Genomic DNA, 20,524 nt, shown 5'->3' with positions numbered 1-20,524 from the left:
CGCAGTCGCAACCTGGTTCAGCCTGTAAGAAAGTGGAACGTGCATCAGTAGGACTGCTCTATAACTTCAAGGTCTTTTTTGATCGAATGACTTTTCCTGCTGCCTACGAGGTTTCCCATGACTGTCACCGTCAACACCGTCTCCACCGAAGGTTTTCGTCACAGCGTCCAGATCGATGACCACGAACTCTTTGCCGACGTACCGACATCCGCCGGCGGCGAAGGCTCGGCGCCCGAGCCACACGATTACTTCGATGCAGCCCTGGGTGCCTGCAAGGCCCTGACCCTGAAGATGTACGCGAAGAAGAAAGACATCCCGCTGACCGGTGTCACGGTCGAGGTCAAACGTGACAACAGCGAAGAGCAGAAAGGTAAATATGCCCTGCACATCAAACTGACACTCAAGGGTGTGCTCACCGACGCCCAGCGCGATGAGCTGCACCGCGTGGCCGACCGTTGCCCGGTCCACAAGCTGATGACCACCACTGAGGTGAGTATCGAAACCCATCTGTCCGAAGGTGCTTTCAGCCAATAGCGGCAAGGGCTGTGCAGGCGGGTTATGCTCCACGCGTCACCCGCTTAGCCTGGAATGCACCATGAACACTCCACTCGTGATCCGCCCCCGCGCCGAAGATGTCGAAGGCCAGCCGATTCTTCGCCCGCTGCCGTCAGCCAAATGCCGCAGCGTCGGGCCTTTCGTGTTTTTTGACCACATGCTGCAGACCCGTTATCCGGCGGGTAAAGGTATGAACATCCGACAGCATCCGCACATTGGTCTGTCCACCCTCACCTACTTGTTCGAAGGGCAAATCCAGCACAAGGACAGCCTCGGCTCCGATCAAGTGGTGGACGCCGGCGATGTCAGCTGGATGACTGCAGGCAGCGCAATTGCCCACGTCGAGCGCACGCCTGAGGCGTTGAGGGACAAGGGCTTCACGATGCACGGCTTACAGATTTGGCTGGCCTCACCGAAAGATAAAGAACACGGTCCGGGACACTACAGTCACTATCCGGCGGCCACGCTGCCGGTCAGCGATAACCTTGGGGTGAAGATCCGGATGATTGCCGGGTCAGGCTTTTGCCTGGAATCACCGGTCCCGGTGCTTTCTCCGACGCTGTATGCCGAACTGAACCTGCAAACGGCGACGACGCTGCTGATTCCTACCGAGCATGAAGAGCGGGCGTTGTATGTGCTGGACGGCGAGGTGCAACTGGATGGCGAGCTGATAGAACCGCATTCGCTGGTGGTGTTGCCTGCTGGGGAAGAGATGACGCTGTTCGCTGAAAGCGACTGTCATGCCGTGCTGTTTGGCGGTGCACCGCTGGATGGGCCACGGCGGATCAACTGGAATTTTGTGGCGAGTGATCCGGCGCTGATCGATGAGGCTCGTCGGCGCTGGGCGGCCGGGGATTGGCCGACGGTGCCGGGTGAAAGTGAGCGGATTGAGTTGCCGAAACACCGAAGCCCGCCAACTCCCCTGTAACTGATCGTTCCCACGCTCTGCGTGGGAATGCAGCCCGTGACGCTCCGCGTCACTGGACGCGGAGCGTCCCTAGAGGCATTCCCACGCAGAGCGTGGGAACGATCAGTGTCAGGGCCGAGAGCAGCTATCAGCCTTTAAACACTTCATCCAGCAAATTATGCATCGACGTAAACGCACGCCCCGCCGTCTTCGCGTCATACATCATCATGCCCGGCACATTGGCATGCGGATCGGTGAAGGAATGCACCGCGCCACCGTAGCTCAGCAGTTGCCAATCCACGCCCGCCGCATTCATTTCTTCTTCAAACGCCGGCGGTTGGTCTTTCGGCACCAATGGATCGGATGCGCCGTGCAGCACCAGTACCGAGCCTTTGATGTTTTTGGCGTCCGCCGGGTTCGGCGTATCGAGCGAGCCATGGAACGACACCGCCGCTTTCACTGGCGCACCCGTGCGGGCCAACTCCAGCGCACAGCAACCGCCAAAGCAGAAACCGAACGTCGCCAGCTTCGCGGTATCGACTGCCGCCTCGCCCTGGGCCTGCAATTGCTCGAAGGCCGCCGCCATACGCTTGCGCAGCAATGCGCGGTCGTTCTTCAGCGGCATCATCGCCGCACCCGCCTCGTCGCCGTTCTGCGGACGGACCGACTGGCCATAGAGGTCCGCGATCAGCACCACATAACCCTTGGACGCCACGGACTTGGCGATCTCCTCGGCACCGGCGCTAACGCCCATCCAGTTCGGCGCCATTAACAACCCCGGACGCGGGCCTTTATGGTCGGCGTCGAAGGCGAGACGGCTTTCATACAATTGGCCATCAATCTCATAAGCGACGGAACGAACAGTGATTTGGCTCATGACTTACTCCCAGTAAAAGACACCAGAATAAAAAAACCCGCCGAAGCGGGTTTTTGTACAACGCAGTTAAACCGACAGTTCAACCAGCAGCTTGTTGAGACGGCGCACGTACGCCGCCGGGTCTTTCAAGCTGTCACCGGCTGCCAAGGCCGCCTGATCGAAGAGAATGTGCGACAGGTCGCCGAAACGCTCGTCGCTCTGCTCGTTGTCGAGCTTCTCAATCAGCGGGTGAGCCGGGTTGAATTCGAAGATCGGCTTCGATTCCGGAACCTTCTGCCCGCTGGCTTCCAGGATCTGACGCATCTGCATGCCCAGGTCCTGCTCGCCAATGGCCAGAATCGCCGGGGAATCGGTCAGACGGTGCGAAACCCGCACTTCAGCAACGGAGTCGCCCAGTGCAGTTTTCAGACGCTCAACCAGGCCTTCTTTGGACTTGGCGACTTCTTCCGCAGCTTTCTTGTCCTCTTCCGAGTCCAGGTTGCCCAGATCCAGGTCACCGCGAGCCACGTCGACAAAGCTTTTGCCGTCGAAGTCGCTGAGGTAGCTCATCAGCCACTCGTCGATGCGGTCGGTCAGCAGCAGCACTTCGATGCCTTTCTTGCGGAAGACTTCCAGGTGCGGGCTGTTTTTGACTTGCGCGTAGGTTTCGCCGGTCAGGTAGTAGATCTTGTCCTGACCTTCCTTGGCGCGAGCCAGGTATTCGGCCAGACCCACCACTTGCTCGCCTTCATCACCGTTGGTCGATGCGAAACGCAGCAGGCCAGCGATTTTCTCTTTGTTGGCGAAGTCTTCTGCCGGGCCTTCTTTCATGACCTGACCGAAGTTTTTCCAGAAGCCTTTGTATTGCTCAGGCTCGTTCTTCGCCAGTTTTTCCAGCATGTCCAGAACGCGCTTGGTCAGCGCCGACTTCATGGAATCGATGATCGGGTCTTTCTGCAGGATTTCCCGCGACACGTTCAGCGACAGGTCGTTGGAATCGACCACACCTTTGATGAAGCGCAGGTACAGCGGCAGGAACGACTCGGCCTGATCCATCACGAACACGCGCTGCACATACAGCTTCAGGCCTTTCGGCGCTTCACGCTGGTACAGGTCGAACGGAGCACGGGCCGGCACGTAGAGCAGCGAGCTGTATTCGAGCTTGCCTTCGACCTTGTTGTGGCTCCAGCTCAGCGGGTTCTCGAAATCGTGAGCGACGTGTTTGTAGAACTCCTGGTATTCCTCGTCCTTGACCTCGGTACGCGGACGGGTCCACAGGGCGCTGGCGCGGTTGACGGTTTCCCATTCAACGGCCGGTTTCTCTTCGCCTTCAACGGCTGCCACTTCTTTCGGCAACTCGATCGGTAGAGCGATGTGGTCGGAGTACTTCTTGATGATGTTGCGCAGACGCCAGCCATCGGCGAACTCGTCTTCACCGGACTTCAGGTGCAGGACGATGCGGGTGCCGCGCTCGGCTTTCTCAACGGTGGCAACTTCAAATTCGCCTTCGCCCTTGGACGCCCAGTGCACGCCTTCGCTGGCAGCATCGCCGGCACGACGGCTGAACACGTCAACTTTGTCGGCGACGATGAATGCAGAGTAGAAACCCACACCGAACTGACCGATCAGGTGCGAGTCTTTTTTCTGATCGCCGGAGAGATGTTTCATGAAATCGGCAGTGCCGGATTTGGCGATGGTACCCAGGTGGGTGATCGCCTCTTCTCGGCTCATGCCGATGCCGTTGTCTTCGAGGGTGACGGTTTTAGCGTCCTTGTCGAAGCTCACACGGATTTTCAGCTCGGCGCCACCTTCCAGCAATGCAGGCTTGGACAGGGCTTCGAAACGTAATTTGTCGACAGCGTCAGAGGCGTTCGAGATCAATTCGCGAAGGAAAATTTCCTTGTTGGAATACAGCGAATGGATCATGAGGTGCAGCAGCTGCTTCACCTCGGTCTGGAAGCCCAGGGTTTCCTTTTGAGTTTCCACACTCATGGTCATCAAACTCCAATCAGATGGCAGTGGCCGCGACCTTCAGGGTCGACGGCGGGTTGTCATCAGAGTTTGGGGCTGAGTTCAGGATTTCAAGGGCTCTTCAATTTTGAAATGAGCGCGGGCGGTGGCAATCGGTTCGGCTTCGGTACTTTGCCAGGCCGTAATCGCAACGTTGGCCACCCGGCGACCCTGACGGCAAACCTGGCATCGGGCCCAGGTGTCGCGAAACTGCCCCGCACGCAGGTAGTCGAGGGAGAAGTCGATGATCTTCGGCACGCCTGGCGAACCGGTGAAAATCAGCAGGTGCAACGCTGCGGACAGCTCCATGAACCCGGCGATCACACCGCCATGAATCGCCGGCAATAAAGGGTTACCAATGTTGTCCTTGTTGGCCGGCAAGCGGAACAGCAGATCATCCCCCTCCCGCGAACATTCGACGCCGATCAGTTTGGCGTAAGGAATCAGGTGCAGCAGCGAGGCGTAGTCGCCCTGCTCATGTGCCTTCTGAAGTTGTTCCTTGAAGGCGTCGGTCATTTCGCACCTCCGGCAATGACGCCGCCAAAGCCTTTAGTACCTTTGATGGCTTTTCCCATGCGCATGAAGGTGCCCACCACGTGGGCGATCGGTTGCTCGGGATCGTCTTGATAGGCGAAACCGCGGGCAAAGATCACATCCGTGGTCACCCGGTAGCACTGAGCAAAACCGTAGACATCTTTGTGAGGTTCAGCGGCGTGCATGTAGTCGATGCGCAGGTCGAGAGTCGGGCAGACCTCAAATTCAGGCAGCACACAAAGGGTCGACATGCCGCACGCAGTGTCCATCAGCGAGGTCAGCGCCCCGCCATGGATCACGCCGGTTTGCGGGTTGCCCACAATTTGAGGACTGTACGGCAGGATGACGGTTAGCCCTTCGCTGCTGGCGCTGTGAACCCGCAGCCCAAGTACCTGACAATGTCGCAGCGCTGATAGAAATCGCGTAGCGCGCTCAAAAACGGGGTTTTCGGCCATTTTGATCAAACTCTTCTTAGTGTTCAGGCAACGCACTAGGCGCTTTTAGTAAAAGTTCCCGTCGGAATAATCTTATATATCTGTATGAATTGAGGAACTTAACACTGCGGGCTGCGTTCGAAAGGCCAGATAGATATTTTCCATAAGGAGAAACACCCCATGCGTAAGACTTTAGCTATTGCCTTGATGTTGACCGCTTCCCTCGGTCTCGCTGCCTGCGATAAAAAATCCGAGGACAAAGCTCAAGATGCTAACCAACATGCTGAGCAAGCTCAGCAAGACATGAACAAAGCTCAGGATAAAGTGAACGACGCTGCGAAAGAAAACGCCGAAGCCGCCAAAGCTCAGGCTGAATCGAACGAAGCAGCCACAAAAGAAGCACCTAAAAACTAAAACAGTTTTTAGCGTGATAAAGAAAACCCGCCAAGTGCGGGTTTTCTTTTGTCTGCTTTTTTTGCACCGCAGGTATTACAGCAAAATAGTTCTAAAAGTCGGACTAATCATCAACAGCAACGAACACACTAGTCCGACGAACCACACCAGACTCCGTTGCCAGGCCAGATCAACCCAATAGCACAGCAAATAAATGATTCGCGTAATCACGAAGATGATTGCCAGCAAGTCGATAAGCCACCCCGCCGTCTGCGTGGTGTGAGCCATCAACACCCCCACCGAGAACAAGATGAACGCCTCAAAACAGTTTTGATGCGCCGCTAGTGCTCGGGCACCAAAGCCTGTCAGTTGCGCCTGTTGCTGACGCGGCAGGTGGTTGTCATATCCGCCCTGCTCGTTCATCGCTTTGGCCACGGGAATCTTTGCCACGAAAATCAGCAAGGCACTGATAAACACACACCAGAACGGAATACTCATTAAGCGGCCTCTTTGTTCGCCTCGGGCAATGGCGCCTCTGTAGGTGTATAGACCATCACGTCGAGAACGTCGGAATGAAACTCCCGGCGGTACAACACCAGCACTACGCCGGCACTCATCAACATGAACAACCACGGGCTGACGAACCAGGCCAGCATGGTCATGCCGAAGTAGTAAGAGCGCAGGCCAAAGTTGAATTGGTTGGCGGCCATCGAGATAACGCGGGCCGCTCGGGCAGCAAAGGCTTTGCGCTCTTGTTCGGAAACGTGGCGCTCACCAATCATTGGCGCCGAACCAATCAGAATCGCGGCGAAGTTGTACTGGCGCATGCACCAGCTGAACGTAAAGAACGCATAGACAAACACCAGCGCCAGGCACAGCAACTTGATCTCCGACATTCCTTGAGAGGCCTGCTGCACCATCGGGATATCCGCCAACAACGACACCGCCCTGTCGGAGGCTCCGAGCACCGTGAGAATGCCGGCCAGGATAATCAGTGTGCTGGAGGCGAAGAACGAGGCGTTGCGCTCCAGGTTACCGATCACGCTGGCGTCGGCGATGCGGTTGTCGCGCAGCAGCATCCGGCGCATCCAGTCTTCGCGATAAAGGTGCAGCACACTGGCCAGACACGCGGTGTCGCGGCCCTTCCACGACGCATAACGGGTGTAGCCGCCCCAGCAGATGGCGAACCAGAGCGCGGCGAGGATGTGGATGATATTGGCGTGGATGAACGACATGCAGGTCCTTGTGATGTATTTGGCAAAGCAAGTAGTGCTTCGACGTTAGCTCAAGGAAAAAGACACTGCACCGACTCCAAAAAAAATGCCCCGTATCGATTGATACGGGGCATTTCCATGTGTGTTCAAGACCTGCTTGTGGCAGGCCATGAATCGGCTTAAGCCAGTGCTTCTTCGCGCTTGCCCAGCATGCGATCGCAAACCACCGCGACGACCAGGGTCATGACCGACGGCACCAGCCAGGCCAGGCCTTGCTCGCTAAGCGGCAGGTGGGACAACTGAGTCGGCATCCAGTCCGCCAGGCCTGCGCCTTTGAGGGCGTCGATCAGGCCGAAGATGAACGACACCAGCATCACCGGGCCGACGATGCGGCCCTGCTCATGCCAGAAGTCCTTGCAGAAGCTCAGGGCTACCAGGGCAATGCACGGCGGGTAGATCGCGGTCAGCACCGGGATCGAGAACGCAATCAGCTTGGTGAGGCCCAGGTTGGACACCAGCAGCGAGAACACGGCCAGGATGATGACCAATGTCTTGTAGGACAGCGGCAGCACACGGCTGAAGTATTCGGCGCAGGCACAGGTCAGACCCACCGCCGTCACCAGACAGGCCAGGGAGATCAGCACCGCCAGAAAACCGCTGCCCAGAGAGCCGAAGGTGTGTTGCACGTAAGCGTGCAATACCGCTGCGCCGTTGGTAGCACCCGCAGCCACTTCATGGCTGCCCGAACCGAGACGGAACAGGCTGACGTAAACCAGCGCCAGGCCCACGCCGGCAATCAGCCCGGCAATGATCGCGTAACGGGTAATCAACACCGGCGACTCGACGCCTCGGGAACGGATCGCATTAACGATGACAATGCCGAATACCAGCGCGCCCAGGGTATCCATGGTCAGGTAACCATTGATGAAGCCTTGGGAGAACGGTGCCGCCACGTATTCCGGGGTGGCCACGCCGACATCACCGGCTGGCAATGCAAACGCTGCGATGCCGAGAGCGGCCAGGGCGATGATCTTCAGCGGCGCGAGGAAACGTCCTACGGTATCCAGCAAACGGCCTGGATAAAGCGAGATGAAGAACACCAGCAGGAAGTACACCGAACTGTAGAGGAACAACGCCAGCGGGCTCTCGCCGGTCAACGGCGCCAGGCCCACTTCGAACGACACGGTGGCGGTGCGCGGTGTCGCGAACAGCGGGCCGACAGCGAGGTAACACGCGGCCGCCAGCAGGCCACCGGCGACTTTACCGATCGGGCTGCTCAAGGCATCCATGGCGCCACCGACCTTGGCCAGGGCGACAACGGTGATCACTGGCAGACCGACCGCGGTGATCAGAAAGCCCAGCGCCGCCATCCAGACATTTGGACCGGACTGCAGACCGACGATAGGCGGGAAGATGATGTTGCCAGCCCCGACAAACAGGGCAAACGTCATAAAACCAAGTGCCAGGATGTCCTGGCCTTTCAACACTTTCATTAAGGAAATACCACACTACTGAATCGGAATTTAGAGAGGGATTTCCCTGAGGGGTGAGGGAAATGCTGTCGGTCCGTATAGGACTGACCCGTTTAGCGCGTAGCAACCTTGTGGGCCGCGGACGCAAAAATGGCTGCTAGCCTAACGAATTTGCCCGACAAACGCACTGTTAGGGTGCGAAGTATCCGATACGCGACATTTCTATGTCGCGTTTACATATCTAAATTTCCAACCTCGGCGCAGATCGTTCCCACGCTCCGCGTGGGAATGCATCCCGTGACGCTCTGCGTCACATTCAAAGGCGGAACGCGGAGCGTCCCCGGCGGCATTCCCACGCGGGAGCGTGGGAACGATCACCCGGAAATGACAAAGGCCACCCGAAGGTGGCCTTTGTTTGGTGAAGCGTCAGATAAGCGCGAGGCTTACTTGATCGCCCAACCGGTCAGCTCGGACAAAGCCTTGCCGATGTCTGCCAGCGAACGCACGGTTTTAACGCCTGCGTCTTCCAGGGCAGCAAACTTCTCGTCTGCAGTGCCTTTGCCGCCAGAGATGATTGCGCCAGCATGGCCCATGCGCTTGCCTGCAGGGGCAGTCACACCAGCGATGTAGGAAACAACCGGCTTGGTCACGTTTGCCTTGATGTAGGCAGCCGCTTCTTCTTCAGCCGAACCGCCGATCTCACCGATCATTACGATCGCTTCGGTCTTCGGGTCTTCCTGGAACAGCTTCAGGATGTCGATGAAGTTCGAACCCGGGATCGGGTCACCACCGATGCCGACGCAAGTCGACTGACCGAAACCGGCGTCAGTCGTCTGCTTCACAGCTTCGTAGGTCAGGGTGCCGGAACGGGAAACGATACCGACTTTACCTGGCAAGTGAATGTGACCTGGCATGATGCCGATCTTGCATTCGCCTGGAGTGATCACGCCTGGGCAGTTAGGACCGATCAGGACTACGCCCAGCTCGTCGCACTTGACCTTGGCATCCAGCATATCCAGGGTAGGAATGCCTTCAGTGATGCAAACGATCAGCTTGATGCCGCCGAAGGCTGCTTCCAGGATGGAGTCTTTGCAGAAAGGAGCTGGAACGTAGATCACGCTGGCGGTGGCGCCAGTGGCAGCTACAGCATCTTTCACGGTGTTGAACACTGGCAGACCCAGGTGCTCGGTGCCGCCTTTACCAGGAGTAACACCACCGACCATCTTGGTGCCGTATTCGATGGCTTGCTGGGTGTGGAAACTACCTTGCGAACCGGTAATACCCTGGCAGATAACTTTGGTGTCTTTATTGATCAGGACGCTCATTATTTGCCCTCCGCAGCTTTGACAACTTGTTGAGCAGCGTCGGTCAGGCTGGTAGCAGCGATGATGTTCAAACCGCTTTCTGCCAGTACTTTAGCGCCCAGCTCAGCGTTGTTGCCTTCAAGGCGAACAACAACCGGGATTTTCACGCCGACTTCTTTCACAGCGCCGATGATGCCTTCGGCAATCATGTCGCAACGAACGATGCCGCCGAAGATGTTGACCAATACTGCAGCGACGTTAGTGTCGGACAGGATGATCTTGAACGCTTCGGTAACGCGTTCTTTGGTAGCACCGCCGCCCACGTCGAGGAAGTTGGCTGGTTTGCCGCCATGCAGGTTGACGATGTCCATGGTACCCATGGCCAGGCCAGCACCGTTGACCATGCAACCGATGTTGCCTTCCAGCGCTACGTAGTTCAGTTCGAACTTGGCAGCGTGCGCTTCGCGCGGATCGTCTTGCGACGGATCGTGGAAAGTCTTCAGCTTAGGCTGACGGTACATGGCGTTGGCGTCGATGTTGATCTTGGCGTCGAGGCAATGCAGATCGCCGTCAGCCTTGATCACCAGCGGGTTCACTTCCAGCAGAGCCAGGTCGTGATCCTTGAACAGCTTGGCCAGACCTACGAAGATCTTGGCGAACTGAGCAACTTGTTTGCCTTCCAGACCCAGCTGGAATGCCAGCTCGCGACCCTGGAATGGCTGAGCGCCAACCAGTGGATCGATAGTAGCCTTGAGGATTTTCTCAGGGGTGTCGTGAGCGATTTTCTCGATGTCCACGCCACCTTCGGTGGAAGCCATGAACACGATGCGACGGCTCGAACGGTCAACGACAGCGCCCAGGTACAGCTCTTTAGCGATATCAGTGCACGATTCAACCAGGATCTTGGTGACTGGCTGACCATTGGCATCAGTCTGGTAAGTCACCAGACGCTTGCCCAACCACTGTTGAGCGAATGCTTTGGCGTCTTCTTTGCTGCGAACCAGCTTAACGCCGCCCGCTTTACCGCGACCACCTGCGTGAACCTGGGCTTTGACAACCCATTCGGTCCCGCCGATCTTGTCGCACGCTTCTGCTGCTGCTTCCGGGGTGTCTACGGCGAAACCCTGGGATACTGGCAGGCCGTATTCAGCGAACAGCTGCTTACCCTGATACTCGTGAAGATTCATGCTTATTACCGTCTTCGTTAGGTACTGCGCATTCGGTGCTGCACTTGTTCAAGTGCCGCACCACCTGTGACTGCTGCTTGCGTAGGTGTTCCGGATAACCGGTGAGACTACGCAAGGCTGCGTCCGGCGGACATTCCGCGGTGAGTCTTGCACGCAAGGCTCACGACGGGCCTTCCGCCGTGGTTTCTTATTGTCTTGTCTTAACGCTTCTTGCGGTTGGCAATGTGAATGGCGCCGCCATTCACAGCCAAAGCTGCTTCGTGCAAGGCTTCGGACAGGGTCGGATGGGAGAAAACCATCATGCCCAGGTCTTCAGCACTGGTGCCGAATTCCATACCGATCGCGCCCTGCTGAACCAGTTCTGCAGCGCTCGGGCCAATCACGTGGACGCCCAATACGCGGTCAGTCTTGGCATCAGCAATGACTTTCACGAAACCGCCGGTGTCGTTGGCTGCCATGGCACGGCCACTGGCTGCGAACGGGAAAGTGCCGACGTTAACTTCAACGCCTTCAGCTTTCAAGGTCTGCTCGGTTTTGCCGACCCACGCGATTTCCGGGTGAGTATAAATAACAGACGGGATCAGGTCATAGTTGATTTGGGCTTTGTGGCCCTTGATGCGCTCAACCACCATGATGCCTTCTTCGGACGCCTTGTGCGCCAGCATCATGCCGCGAACCACGTCACCGATCGCGTAAACGCCCGGCACGCTGGTCGCGCACTGGTCGTCAACGAAAACGAAACCACGCTCGTCGATGTTCACACCGCTGTCAGATGCCAGCAGTTCAGTGGTCACTGGACGGCGACCAACGGCAACGATCAGCTTGTCGAACGTGATGTTCTGTTCGCCATTGGCATCGGTGTAGTTCACGACAACTTCGTTGCCGTTCACTTTGGAACCGGTGACGCGAGCGCCCAGCTTGATGTCCAGACCTTGTTTGGTCAGGGTTTTGTAGGCTTCTTTGGAAACCGCGTCGTCAGCGGCTGGCAGGAACTTCTCCAGCGCTTCCAGAACAACGACTTCAGAACCCAGACGCGACCAGACCGAACCCAGTTCCAGACCGATTACGCCAGCGCCGATCACGCCCAGACGCTTAGGTACCGATTGGAATTCCAGCGCGCCAGTCGAATCGACGATCACGTTCTGGTCGACCGGAGCTGGTGGAATGTCGATCGGACGCGAGCCCGAAGCCAGAATCACGTTCTCGGCTTCGATGATTTCGACGGTGCCGTCTGGCTTGGTCAGTTCAACTTTCTTACCGGCCAGAAGTTTGCCGTGGCCTTGCAGGGAAGTGACGCCGTTCGCCTTGAACAGGGTGGCTACGCCAGAGGTCAGGCCTTTGACGATGTTGGCTTTACGGCCAACCATTGCCGCCACGTCCATGGTCACGCCAGCGTGATTGATACCGTGGATCGCGAAGCCTTCTTTGGCTTCCTTGTATTTCCAGGAGCTGTCCAGCAGCGCCTTGGATGGAATGCAGCCGACGTTCAGGCAAGTACCGCCGAGGGCCAGTTTGCCTTCCTTGTCGGTGTATTTCTCGATGCAGGCAGTGGTGAGGCCCAGTTGCGCTGCTTTAATGGCAGCCACGTAGCCGCCAGGGCCCGCGCCAATCACTACCACGTCGAATTTCTGAGTCATGTGTCATTCCTTCTCGAATCAAACCGGACGGCCCCTTTTGAGGACCGTCGTGGGACGAAGCTGGTCATTACAGAAGGGCCGTCCATCACTGGACGGCCCATGCAACGAAATCAGATATCCAGCAGCAAACGAGCCGGGTCTTCCAGCAGGTTCTTGATGGTAACCAGGAAGGTCACAGCTTCTTTGCCATCGATCAGACGGTGATCGTAGGACAGAGCCAGGTACATCATCGGACGGATAACAACCTGACCGTTGATCGCCATAGGACGCTGCAGAATGTTGTGCATGCCCAGGATGGCCGCTTGTGGCGGGTTGACGATCGGGGTCGACATCATCGAACCGAAGGTACCACCGTTGGTGATGGTGAAAGTACCGCCGGTCATCTCGTCCATCGACAGTTTGCCGTCACGAGCCTTCTTGCCGAAGGTGGCGATGCCGCCTTCGATTTCAGCCAGGCTCATCAGTTCGGCGTTACGCAGAACCGGTACAACCAGACCGCGGTCGCTGGAAACAGCCACACCAACGTCGGCGTAGCCGTGGTAAACGATGTCGGCACCGTCGATCGAGGCGTTGACAGCCGGGAAGCGTTTCAACGCTTCGGTGGCCGCTTTCACGAAGAACGACATGAAGCCCAGGCGCACGCCGTTGTGAGACTTCTCGAACAGGTCCTTGTACTTCGAACGCAGCGCCATGACTTCGGTCATGTCGACTTCGTTGAACGTGGTCAGCATCGCCATGTTCGACTGAGCTTCAACCAGACGCTCGGCAACCTTGGCACGCAGACGGGTCATTGGAACGCGTTTTTCAACGCGGTCACCGGCGGCGAACACTGGAGCAGCGGCGGCAGGAGCAGCAGCCTTGGCAGGCGCGGCAGCCGGAGCGGCTTTCTTGGCGGCAACAGCGGCTACTACGTCTTCCTTGGTTACACGACCGCCTTTGCCAGTACCGGCAACGGAAGCGATGTTGATGCCGTTCTCTTCAGCCAGCTTGCGAGCAGCCGGTGCAGCAACCGGATCGTCTTCGCCTTCGGCGGCTGGAGCAGCAGCCTGTGCGGCGGCCGGAGCAGCTGCGGCTGGAGCGGCAGCAGCACCGCCCTCGCCAATGGAGCCCAGGACTTCGTCGGACAGAACGGTGTCGCCTTCGTTCTTGACGATAGCGCCCAGCACGCCGTCAGCGGTGGCCAACACTTCCAGTACGACTTTGTCGGTTTCGATGTCGACGATCAGATCATCGCGCTTGACGGCGTCGCCCGGCTTTTTGTGCCAGGTGGCAACGGTGCCATCGGCAACCGATTCCGGGAAAGTGGGGGCTTTGATTTCGATAGCCATTATCTGTGGGTCCTTAAATTCGGTTTCAAGTGCGCGAAGGCGTTAAACAGTAAAGGCGTCTTGCAGCAGTTTTTCTTGCTGCTCAGCGTGCATCGATGCGTAACCACAAGCAGGTGCAGCAGAGGCATCACGGCCCGCGTACTCGAGTACGAGAGACTTGTTGTGATTGCCAACGATGCGACGCATGTGGTGTTGGCTGCAGTACCAGGCACCCTGGTTCATCGGCTCTTCCTGACACCAAACGATATGTTTGAGGTTGGTGTACGGAGCCAGGACTTCGTTCAAGTCGTCCTCAGGGAATGGGTACAGCTGCTCGATACGCACGACGGCGATGTCATCACGACCTTCGGCACGGCGTTTTTCCAGCAGGTCGTAGTAGACCTTGCCGCTACACAGAACAATGCGCTCGACCTTTTTCGGGTCTTGAACATCGATTTCCGGGATAACGGTCTGGAACGAACCTTCAGCCAGATCTTCCAGCGTCGAGACTGCGAGTTTGTGACGCAGCAGCGACTTCGGCGTCAGGACTATCAATGGCTTGCGCAGCGGGCGAATCACCTGACGACGCAGCAAGTGGTAGATCTGAGCCGGCGTGGTCGGCACCGCTACCTGAATGTTGTGCTCGGCGCACAGTTGCAGGTAACGCTCCAGACGAGCCGAAGAGTGCTCCGGACCCTGACCTTCATAACCGTGCGGCAGCAGCATGGTCAGACCGCAGAGACGGCCCCACTTGTGCTCGCCACTGGTAATGAACTGGTCGATAACCACCTGGGCACCGTTGGCGAAGTCGCCGAACTGGGCTTCCCAGAGAACCAGCGCTTCAGGCGTGGTGGTCGAGTAACCGTATTCGAACGCCAGTACGGCTTCTTCGGACAGGAACGAATCGTACAGGTCGAAACGTGGCTGGCCCTTGTACAGGTTTTGCAGCGGGATGTAGGTACCCGAGTCTTTCTGGTTGTGCAGGACGGCGTGACGGTGCGAGAACGTACCGCGACCGATGTCCTGACCCGTCATGCGAATCGGGTGACCTTCGAACGCCAGGGTCGCGTACGCCATGGTTTCGGCGTAACCCCAGTTGATCGGCAGGCCGCCGACTTGCATCTTCTGACGGTCTTCGTAGATTTTCGAGACCTGGCGCTGAACCACGAAGCCTTCCGGAATTTCCAGCAGCTTGGCGGACAGTTCCTGCAAGGTTTTCAGATCGAAGCGAGTGTCGTGACGCGCGGTCCAGGCATGGCCCAGATACGGACGCCAGTCCACGAACAACTCTTTGTTCGGCTCTTTGACCAGGCTTTTTACAACATGCAAACCGTTGTCCAGCGCGTTGCGGTATTCGTCGACTTTCGCCTGAACACGCTCAACGTCCAGTACACCGCTCTGGGTCAGGCGATCGGCATACAGTTCACGCGTGGTGCGCTGCTTGGCGATTTGCTGATACATCAGAGGCTGGGTACCGCTTGGCTCGTCGGCCTCGTTGTGGCCGCGACGACGGTAGCAGACCAGGTCGATCACCACGTCGCGCTTGTACTGCATGCGGTAGTCGATGGCCAACTGGGTCACGAACAATACGGCTTCCGGATCATCACCATTCACATGGAGGATCGGTGCCTGGATCATCTTCGCAACGTCAGTCGCGTACTCGGTGGAACGCGAGTCCAGCGGGTTGCTGATGGTGAAACCGACCTGGTTGTTGATCACGATGTGCACGGTGCCGCCGGTCTTGAAACCGCGGGTCTGCGACATCTGGAAGGTTTCCATGACCACGCCTTGACCGGCGAATGCCGCGTCACCGTGGATGGAAATCGGCAGAACCTTCTCACCGGTAGGGTCGTTGCGACGATCCTGACGGGCGCGAACCGAACCTTCGACCACTGGAGATACAATTTCCAGGTGGGACGGGTTGAACGCCATGGCCAGGTGAACTTCACCGCCAGTGGTCATGACGTTGGACGAGAAGCCCTGGTGATATTTAACGTCACCGGAACCCAGCTCGACCTTCTTCTTGCCTTCGAACTCGTCGAACAGCTCGCGCGGGTTCTTGCCGAAGGTGTTGACCAGCACGTTCAGACGGCCACGGTGAGCCATGCCGATGACGATTTCCTTGGTGCCGTAGGAACCGGAACGCTGGATCAGCTCATCGAGCATCGGAATCAGACTTTCGCCGCCTTCCAGACCGAAACGCTTGGTGCCCGGGTATTTGGTGCCCAGGTATTTTTCCAGGCCTTCACCGGCCGTGACGCGCTCGAGCAGGTGGCTCTTGATGTCGGCGGAGTACGTCGGACGACCACGCACGCTTTCCAGACGCTGCTGGAACCACTGGCGCTGCTCGGAATCGGTGATATGCGTGAATTCAGCGCCGATGGTGCGGCAATATGTCTGCTGCAACGCTTCGTGAATTTCGCGTAGGCTCGCCTCCTCTTTGCCGATGAACAGGTCGCCGGCACGGAAGGTCGTATCAAGATCGGCATTGGTCAAGCCGTAATGATTGATCGACAGGTCTGCAGGTGCAGGACGCTGCCACAGCCCCAGCGGGTCAAGCTGGGCTGCCTGGTGGCCACGCATACGGTAGGCCTGGATCAATCGCAGCACTTCAACTTGCTTCTTCTCGTGCTCACTGCTCACGCTGCCGGCGGAAACCGGTTGGGCGCGGCGCTGGTTCTTTGCCAGCAAGACGAAATGATCGCGAATTGTCGAGTGCGAAACATCGGTGGCAGTGTTGCCGTCAGCAGGCAACTTCTGGAAGTAGGTGCGCCACTCTTCTGGCACAGCGTTAGGGTCGTGCAGGTAGAGCTCATAGAGCTCTTCCACATAGGCAGCGTTACTACCGGATAGGTAGGCGCTGTTCCACATGCGCTGCATCACGCTTTCTTGCATGCTTGGTCACCCTCGGTTAGGGGAACACCACCGGCGTTGACACCGAGCACACTTGCAGAAGTCCGAATGCAGCGACTAAAACAAGCCACTTAGGATCACGCTGATAGTCCGGGTACCAGCCCGGATGCCCCTGCTTGTCTCATTTCTTCAAAATAAGAGCCGCAGCCTTATAAGCTGCTGCTCAGGTTAAAACTACGGCGCCGGTTGAAGCCTGCGCCGTAGCATCTACGGGTACAGCGGTCCTACGTTTACAGCAGCTGAATCACACGCCGCTTTGCAGCAACATGTTACGTACGTGACCGATGGCCTTAGTCGGGTTCAGGCCTTTCGGGCAGACGTTGACGCAGTTCATGATCCCGCGGCAGCGGAATACGCTGAACGGGTCATCCAGCGAAGCCAGACGCTCGGCAGTCTTGGTGTCGCGGCTGTCCGCCAGGAAGCGATACGCTTGCAGCAGAGCAGCTGGACCCAGGAACTTGTCCGGGTTCCACCAGAAGGACGGGCAAGAGGTCGAGCAGCAAGCGCACAGGATGCACTCGTACAGACCGTCGAGCTTTTCACGCTCTTCAGGGGTCTGCAGACGCTCGATGGCCGGAGCCGGCGTGTCGTTCTGCAGGTATGGCTTAACCTTCTCGTATTGCTTGTAGAAGATGCTCATATCGACGACCAGGTCACGGATAACCGGCAAACCTGGCAGAGGACGAACGATCAGCTTGTTACCTTTTACGACAGCGGACAGCGGCGTGACGCACGCCAGAGCGTTTTTGCCGTTGATGTTCATGCCGTCGGAACCGCAAACACCTTCACGGCAAGAGCGACGATAGGAGAAACCTTCGTCCTGCTCTTTGATCAGGGCCAGCACGTCCAGCACCATCAGGTCTTTACCACCGGTATCGACCGTAAATTCCTGCATGAACGGCGCAGCGTCCTGATCAGGGTTGTAGCGATAAACACTGACTTGCAACATGGCGGCCACCCTTAATAAGTCCGAATCTTAGGTTCAAAAGTCGGAACAGTCTTCGGCGAGAAGTTCACAGCACGCTTGGTGACGCGCTTGTCACCCGGGAAGTACAGGGTGTGGCACAGCCAGTTTTCGTCGTCGCGATCTTCGTAGTCTTCACGGGCGTGAGCGCCGCGGGACTCTTTGCGGATCTCTGCGGCGATGGCGGTAGCTTCGGCCACTTCCAGCAGGTTCTGCAATTCCAGAGCTTCGATACGAGCAGTGTTGAACGCCTGGCTCTTGTCGTTGATCTTGACGTTGGCGATACGGCCACGCAGATCAGCCAGCTGAGCAATACCCTTCTGCATGTATTCGCCGGTACGGAATACACCGAAGTAGTTCTGCATGCAGTTTTGCAGCTCTTTACGCAGGGTGGCGACGTCTTCGCCTTCGGTACGCGAGTTCAGGCCATCGAGACGTGCCAGGGCAGCGTCGATGTCGGACTGGCGAGCGCGAGTGTAATCGACGCCTTCTTTCAGGGTCTGTTCCAGGAACAGGCCGGCAGCACGACCGAATACCACCAGGTCGAGCAGCGAGTTACCGCCCAGACGGTTGGCACCGTGAACCGATACGCAGGCCACTTCGCCTACTGCGAACAGGCCCGGGATGATCTGGTCAACGCCGTCGGCGTCCTGAGTGATTGCCTGACCGTGAATGTTGGTCGGCACGCCGCCCATCATATAGTGGCAAGTTGGAACGACCGGAATCGGCGCCACGGCTGGATCGACGTGGGCGAAAGTCTTGGACAGTTCCATGATGCCTGGCAGACGGCTGTGCAGAACTTCTTCACCGAGGTGATCGAGTTTCAGCATTACGTGGTCGCCATCCGGACCGCAACCGTTGCCGGCGATGATTTCTTTAACCATCGAGCGAGCAACCACGTCACGACCAGCAAGGTCTTTGGCGTTCGGAGCATAACGCTCCATGAAACGCTCGCCGTGCTTGTTGATCAGGTAACCGCCTTCACCGCGGCAACCTTCAGTAACCAGTACACCAGCGCCGGCGATGCCGGTTGGGTGGAACTGCCACATTTCAATGTCTTGTACCGGCACGCCAGCACGCAGAGCCATGCCGACGCCGTCACCGGTGTTGATCAGGGCATTGGTGGTGGACGAGTAGATACGACCTGCACCGCCGGTCGCCAGTACGGTGGCGTTAGCGCGGACGTAGGAGGTTTCGCCGGTTTCGATGCAGATGACGATCATGCCGACAAAGGCACCATCTTCGTTCTTCACCAGGTCGACACCGTAGTATTCGTTGAGGAATACGGTGCCGGCCTTGAGGTTGGCCTGGTACAGGGTGTGCAACAGCGCGTGACCGGTACGGTCGGCAGCAGCGCACGTACGGGCAGCCTGGCCACCTTTACCGAAGTCTTTCGACTGACCGCCGAACGGACGCTGATAGATGCGGCCTTGTTCGGTACGGGAGAACGGCAAGCCCATGTGCTCGAGTTCGAAGACCGCTTCCGGGCCTACGGAACACATGTATTCGATAGCGTCCTGGTCACCGATATAGTCGGAACCCTTGACGGTATCGTACATGTGCCAGCGCCAGTCATCGTTCGGATCTGCCGAGGCGATGGCGCAGGTGATGCCACCCTGGGCGGATACGGTGTGCGAACGAGTCGGGAAAACCTTGGTAACTACGGCAGTCTTGTGACCACCTTGTGCCAGCTGCAGCGCAGCGCGCATGCCAGCACCGCCGCCGCCAATGATGATGGCGTCGAACGAAAGCGTGTTAACTGTATTAGACATGAATCAGATACCCCAAAGAATCTGCACACCCCAGACGAAGTACGCGAACATCGCGACGCCGCATACCGCCTGGAAGAGGAAACGTATTGCAGTCGCGGACTTGCCGAACGCCATTGGCGTCAGGTAGTCGGTCGCGATGGTCCACATGCCGACCCAGGCGTGAGCGCCGAGGGCAACGAGGGCCAGGAGACTGAAAATACGCATCCAGTTGCTTGCGAACAGTTCATGCCATTGGGCGTAGCCGATGCCAGGATGGGCAACGACGTATCCGATCAGGAATATGAAATAAGCCGCGAGAACGACCGCAGACACACGTTGTGCCATCCAGTCATAGAGGCCCGAACGCGACAGGTTCGTGACGTTAGTTACCATATCCAAACTCCTGCCAGAACGATTACCACCACGGAAACGGCGATAACGATTTTCGAGCCCAGTTTGCCGCCCTCAAGCGACTCGCCGATGCCCATGTCCATCATCAAGTGGCGCACACCGGCAACCAAGTGATACAGCAAGGCGGACAGGATGCCCCATGTCACTAGCTTGGCTAGCGGACTGGTCAGACACGCTTTCACCTGACCGAAGCCTTCTTCCGAGTCGAGCGACTTGTCCAATGCATAAAGCATGATGGCCAGGCTGACAAAGAGGATGATTCCGGAGATTCGGTGAAGAATGGACGTGTAAGCAGTGACTGGGAGTTTGATGGTCCTTAGGTCTAGGTTTACAGGTCGTTGGCTATTCACGGCTTTTTTTCACACTGAAGAGCCCCTAACAATCAGGGCAAAGTTGTTGGGGAGTGCACTGGTCAGGTACCCACCACCCAGGGAGTGCGACCCCCAGTAAAGCAGGCCCAAAAGCCCCTGGCGGTCGGAGGCCGAGTATAGACAGTTAGGCTACTAATGACAACGCAATCGCCTTCCCCTAATAGCTCATTGCACAAGTCGTATAAAAGGCGTAAATGGCAGTCAATTTCGAGGAAAAAGTCAGGTTAAAGCCTTCTGGAGCAAGACTTTAGGCAAATTGACATTCGAATTTATCTCACTATAGTGGTGCGGGCCCTGCGTGGGG

General features: G+C 57.5%; 19 protein-coding genes. 3 read left to right on the top strand and 16 right to left on the bottom strand.

Features of this window, described 5'->3' with window-relative positions:
* Positions 1–117: 117 nt before the first annotated feature.
* Both ACYZT5_RS33375 and ACYZT5_RS33370 read left to right on the top strand, forming a co-directional pair.
* Complete coding sequence (locus ACYZT5_RS33375; protein WP_462049073.1) at positions 118–534, top strand: OsmC family protein; 417 nt, start codon at positions 118–120, stop codon at positions 532–534.
* A 61-nt stretch (positions 535–595) separates the two neighbouring features.
* Positions 596–1,483 carry a pirin family protein gene (locus ACYZT5_RS33370; protein ID WP_462049072.1) on the top strand — a complete coding sequence of 296 codons (888 nt, stop codon included), beginning with the start codon at positions 596–598 and terminating at the stop codon, positions 1,481–1,483.
* A gap of 127 nt (positions 1,484–1,610) precedes the next feature.
* Here ACYZT5_RS33370 and ACYZT5_RS33365 read toward each other — a convergent pair whose 3' ends face one another.
* The 4 genes from ACYZT5_RS33365 to ACYZT5_RS33350 form a co-directional block, all read right to left on the bottom strand.
* Complete coding sequence (locus tag ACYZT5_RS33365) at positions 1,611–2,339, bottom strand: dienelactone hydrolase family protein (RefSeq protein ID WP_462049071.1); 729 nt, start codon at positions 2,337–2,339, stop codon at positions 1,611–1,613.
* 66 nt (positions 2,340–2,405) lie between these two features.
* The gene (gene htpG / locus ACYZT5_RS33360; RefSeq protein ID WP_462049070.1) at positions 2,406–4,310 is read right to left on the bottom strand and encodes a molecular chaperone HtpG; all 1,905 of its coding nucleotides are present in this window, start codon (positions 4,308–4,310) and stop codon (positions 2,406–2,408) included.
* Positions 4,311–4,391: 81 nt separating this feature from the next.
* Complete coding sequence (locus ACYZT5_RS33355) at positions 4,392–4,844, bottom strand: PaaI family thioesterase (protein ID WP_462049069.1); 453 nt, start codon at positions 4,842–4,844, stop codon at positions 4,392–4,394.
* The gene (locus tag ACYZT5_RS33350; protein WP_033055901.1) at positions 4,841–5,317 is read right to left on the bottom strand and encodes a PaaI family thioesterase; all 477 of its coding nucleotides are present in this window, start codon (positions 5,315–5,317) and stop codon (positions 4,841–4,843) included. Before ACYZT5_RS33350 ends, ACYZT5_RS33355 begins: the two co-directional genes overlap by 4 nt.
* 159 nt (positions 5,318–5,476) lie before the next feature.
* Here ACYZT5_RS33350 and ACYZT5_RS33345 point away from each other — a divergent pair, with 159 nt between their 5' ends.
* On the top strand, positions 5,477–5,710 hold the full coding sequence (locus ACYZT5_RS33345) for a hypothetical protein (protein ID WP_462049068.1): 234 nt from the start codon (positions 5,477–5,479) through the stop codon (positions 5,708–5,710).
* A gap of 75 nt (positions 5,711–5,785) precedes the next feature.
* Here ACYZT5_RS33345 and ACYZT5_RS33340 read toward each other — a convergent pair whose 3' ends face one another.
* From ACYZT5_RS33340 to sdhC, 12 genes are all read right to left on the bottom strand, one after another.
* On the bottom strand, positions 5,786–6,187 hold the full coding sequence (locus ACYZT5_RS33340) for an MAPEG family protein (RefSeq protein WP_462049067.1): 402 nt from the start codon (positions 6,185–6,187) through the stop codon (positions 5,786–5,788).
* Positions 6,187–6,924 carry a DUF599 domain-containing protein gene (locus ACYZT5_RS33335; RefSeq protein ID WP_462049066.1) on the bottom strand — a complete coding sequence of 246 codons (738 nt, stop codon included), beginning with the start codon at positions 6,922–6,924 and terminating at the stop codon, positions 6,187–6,189. Before ACYZT5_RS33335 ends, ACYZT5_RS33340 begins: the two co-directional genes overlap by 1 nt.
* 158 nt (positions 6,925–7,082) lie before the next feature.
* A complete protein-coding gene (gene brnQ, locus ACYZT5_RS33330; RefSeq protein WP_462049065.1) occupies positions 7,083–8,396 on the bottom strand; it encodes a branched-chain amino acid transport system II carrier protein in 1,314 nt (437 codons plus the stop codon).
* A gap of 422 nt (positions 8,397–8,818) precedes the next feature.
* A complete protein-coding gene (gene sucD / locus ACYZT5_RS33325; RefSeq protein WP_007898976.1) occupies positions 8,819–9,700 on the bottom strand; it encodes a succinate--CoA ligase subunit alpha in 882 nt (293 codons plus the stop codon).
* Complete coding sequence (gene sucC / locus ACYZT5_RS33320) at positions 9,700–10,866, bottom strand: ADP-forming succinate--CoA ligase subunit beta (RefSeq protein ID WP_008148602.1); 1,167 nt, start codon at positions 10,864–10,866, stop codon at positions 9,700–9,702. Before sucC ends, sucD begins: the two co-directional genes overlap by 1 nt.
* Before the next feature lie 200 nt (positions 10,867–11,066).
* Entirely contained in the window at positions 11,067–12,503 is a 1,437-nt protein-coding gene (lpdA, locus tag ACYZT5_RS33315; RefSeq protein ID WP_462049064.1) for a dihydrolipoyl dehydrogenase, read from the bottom strand.
* A 110-nt stretch (positions 12,504–12,613) separates the two neighbouring features.
* Positions 12,614–13,831 carry a 2-oxoglutarate dehydrogenase complex dihydrolipoyllysine-residue succinyltransferase gene (odhB, locus tag ACYZT5_RS33310; protein WP_462049063.1) on the bottom strand — a complete coding sequence of 406 codons (1,218 nt, stop codon included), beginning with the start codon at positions 13,829–13,831 and terminating at the stop codon, positions 12,614–12,616.
* Positions 13,832–13,873: 42 nt separating this feature from the next.
* Complete coding sequence (locus ACYZT5_RS33305; protein ID WP_462049062.1) at positions 13,874–16,705, bottom strand: 2-oxoglutarate dehydrogenase E1 component; 2,832 nt, start codon at positions 16,703–16,705, stop codon at positions 13,874–13,876.
* A 262-nt stretch (positions 16,706–16,967) separates the two neighbouring features.
* Complete coding sequence (locus ACYZT5_RS33300) at positions 16,968–17,672, bottom strand: succinate dehydrogenase iron-sulfur subunit (protein WP_140893366.1); 705 nt, start codon at positions 17,670–17,672, stop codon at positions 16,968–16,970.
* 11 nt (positions 17,673–17,683) lie between these two features.
* A complete protein-coding gene (gene sdhA, locus ACYZT5_RS33295; protein WP_462049061.1) occupies positions 17,684–19,459 on the bottom strand; it encodes a succinate dehydrogenase flavoprotein subunit in 1,776 nt (591 codons plus the stop codon).
* 3 nt (positions 19,460–19,462) lie between these two features.
* Positions 19,463–19,831, bottom strand: a complete 369-nt coding sequence (gene sdhD, locus ACYZT5_RS33290; RefSeq protein WP_027922414.1) for a succinate dehydrogenase, hydrophobic membrane anchor protein — start codon at positions 19,829–19,831, stop codon at positions 19,463–19,465.
* Positions 19,825–20,199 carry a succinate dehydrogenase, cytochrome b556 subunit gene (gene sdhC / locus ACYZT5_RS33285; protein ID WP_033053500.1) on the bottom strand — a complete coding sequence of 125 codons (375 nt, stop codon included), beginning with the start codon at positions 20,197–20,199 and terminating at the stop codon, positions 19,825–19,827. Before sdhC ends, sdhD begins: the two co-directional genes overlap by 7 nt.
* Positions 20,200–20,524 lie beyond the last annotated feature (325 nt).

The sequence above is a fragment of the Pseudomonas sp. LB3P14 genome, from assembly GCF_054898045.1.
This window is presented reverse-complemented; position numbering and strand designations above follow the sequence as displayed.

Coding starts and splice junctions, on each gene's coding strand:
- ACYZT5_RS33375 (WP_462049073.1), top strand. CDS start 118: ATGACTGTCACCGTCAACACCGTCTCCACCGAAGGTTTTCGTCACAGC.
- ACYZT5_RS33370 (WP_462049072.1), top strand. CDS start 596: ATGAACACTCCACTCGTGATCCGCCCCCGCGCCGAAGATGTCGAAGGC.
- ACYZT5_RS33365 (WP_462049071.1), bottom strand. CDS start 2,339: ATGAGCCAAATCACTGTTCGTTCCGTCGCTTATGAGATTGATGGCCAA.
- htpG (WP_462049070.1), bottom strand. CDS start 4,310: ATGAGTGTGGAAACTCAAAAGGAAACCCTGGGCTTCCAGACCGAGGTG.
- ACYZT5_RS33355 (WP_462049069.1), bottom strand. CDS start 4,844: ATGACCGACGCCTTCAAGGAACAACTTCAGAAGGCACATGAGCAGGGC.
- ACYZT5_RS33350 (WP_033055901.1), bottom strand. CDS start 5,317: ATGGCCGAAAACCCCGTTTTTGAGCGCGCTACGCGATTTCTATCAGCG.
- ACYZT5_RS33345 (WP_462049068.1), top strand. CDS start 5,477: ATGCGTAAGACTTTAGCTATTGCCTTGATGTTGACCGCTTCCCTCGGT.
- ACYZT5_RS33340 (WP_462049067.1), bottom strand. CDS start 6,187: ATGAGTATTCCGTTCTGGTGTGTGTTTATCAGTGCCTTGCTGATTTTC.
- ACYZT5_RS33335 (WP_462049066.1), bottom strand. CDS start 6,924: ATGTCGTTCATCCACGCCAATATCATCCACATCCTCGCCGCGCTCTGG.
- brnQ (WP_462049065.1), bottom strand. CDS start 8,396: ATGAAAGTGTTGAAAGGCCAGGACATCCTGGCACTTGGTTTTATGACG.
- sucD (WP_007898976.1), bottom strand. CDS start 9,700: ATGAGCGTCCTGATCAATAAAGACACCAAAGTTATCTGCCAGGGTATT.
- sucC (WP_008148602.1), bottom strand. CDS start 10,866: ATGAATCTTCACGAGTATCAGGGTAAGCAGCTGTTCGCTGAATACGGC.
- lpdA (WP_462049064.1), bottom strand. CDS start 12,503: ATGACTCAGAAATTCGACGTGGTAGTGATTGGCGCGGGCCCTGGCGGC.
- odhB (WP_462049063.1), bottom strand. CDS start 13,831: ATGGCTATCGAAATCAAAGCCCCCACTTTCCCGGAATCGGTTGCCGAT.
- ACYZT5_RS33305 (WP_462049062.1), bottom strand. CDS start 16,705: ATGCAAGAAAGCGTGATGCAGCGCATGTGGAACAGCGCCTACCTATCC.
- ACYZT5_RS33300 (WP_140893366.1), bottom strand. CDS start 17,672: ATGTTGCAAGTCAGTGTTTATCGCTACAACCCTGATCAGGACGCTGCG.
- sdhA (WP_462049061.1), bottom strand. CDS start 19,459: ATGTCTAATACAGTTAACACGCTTTCGTTCGACGCCATCATCATTGGC.
- sdhD (WP_027922414.1), bottom strand. CDS start 19,831: ATGGTAACTAACGTCACGAACCTGTCGCGTTCGGGCCTCTATGACTGG.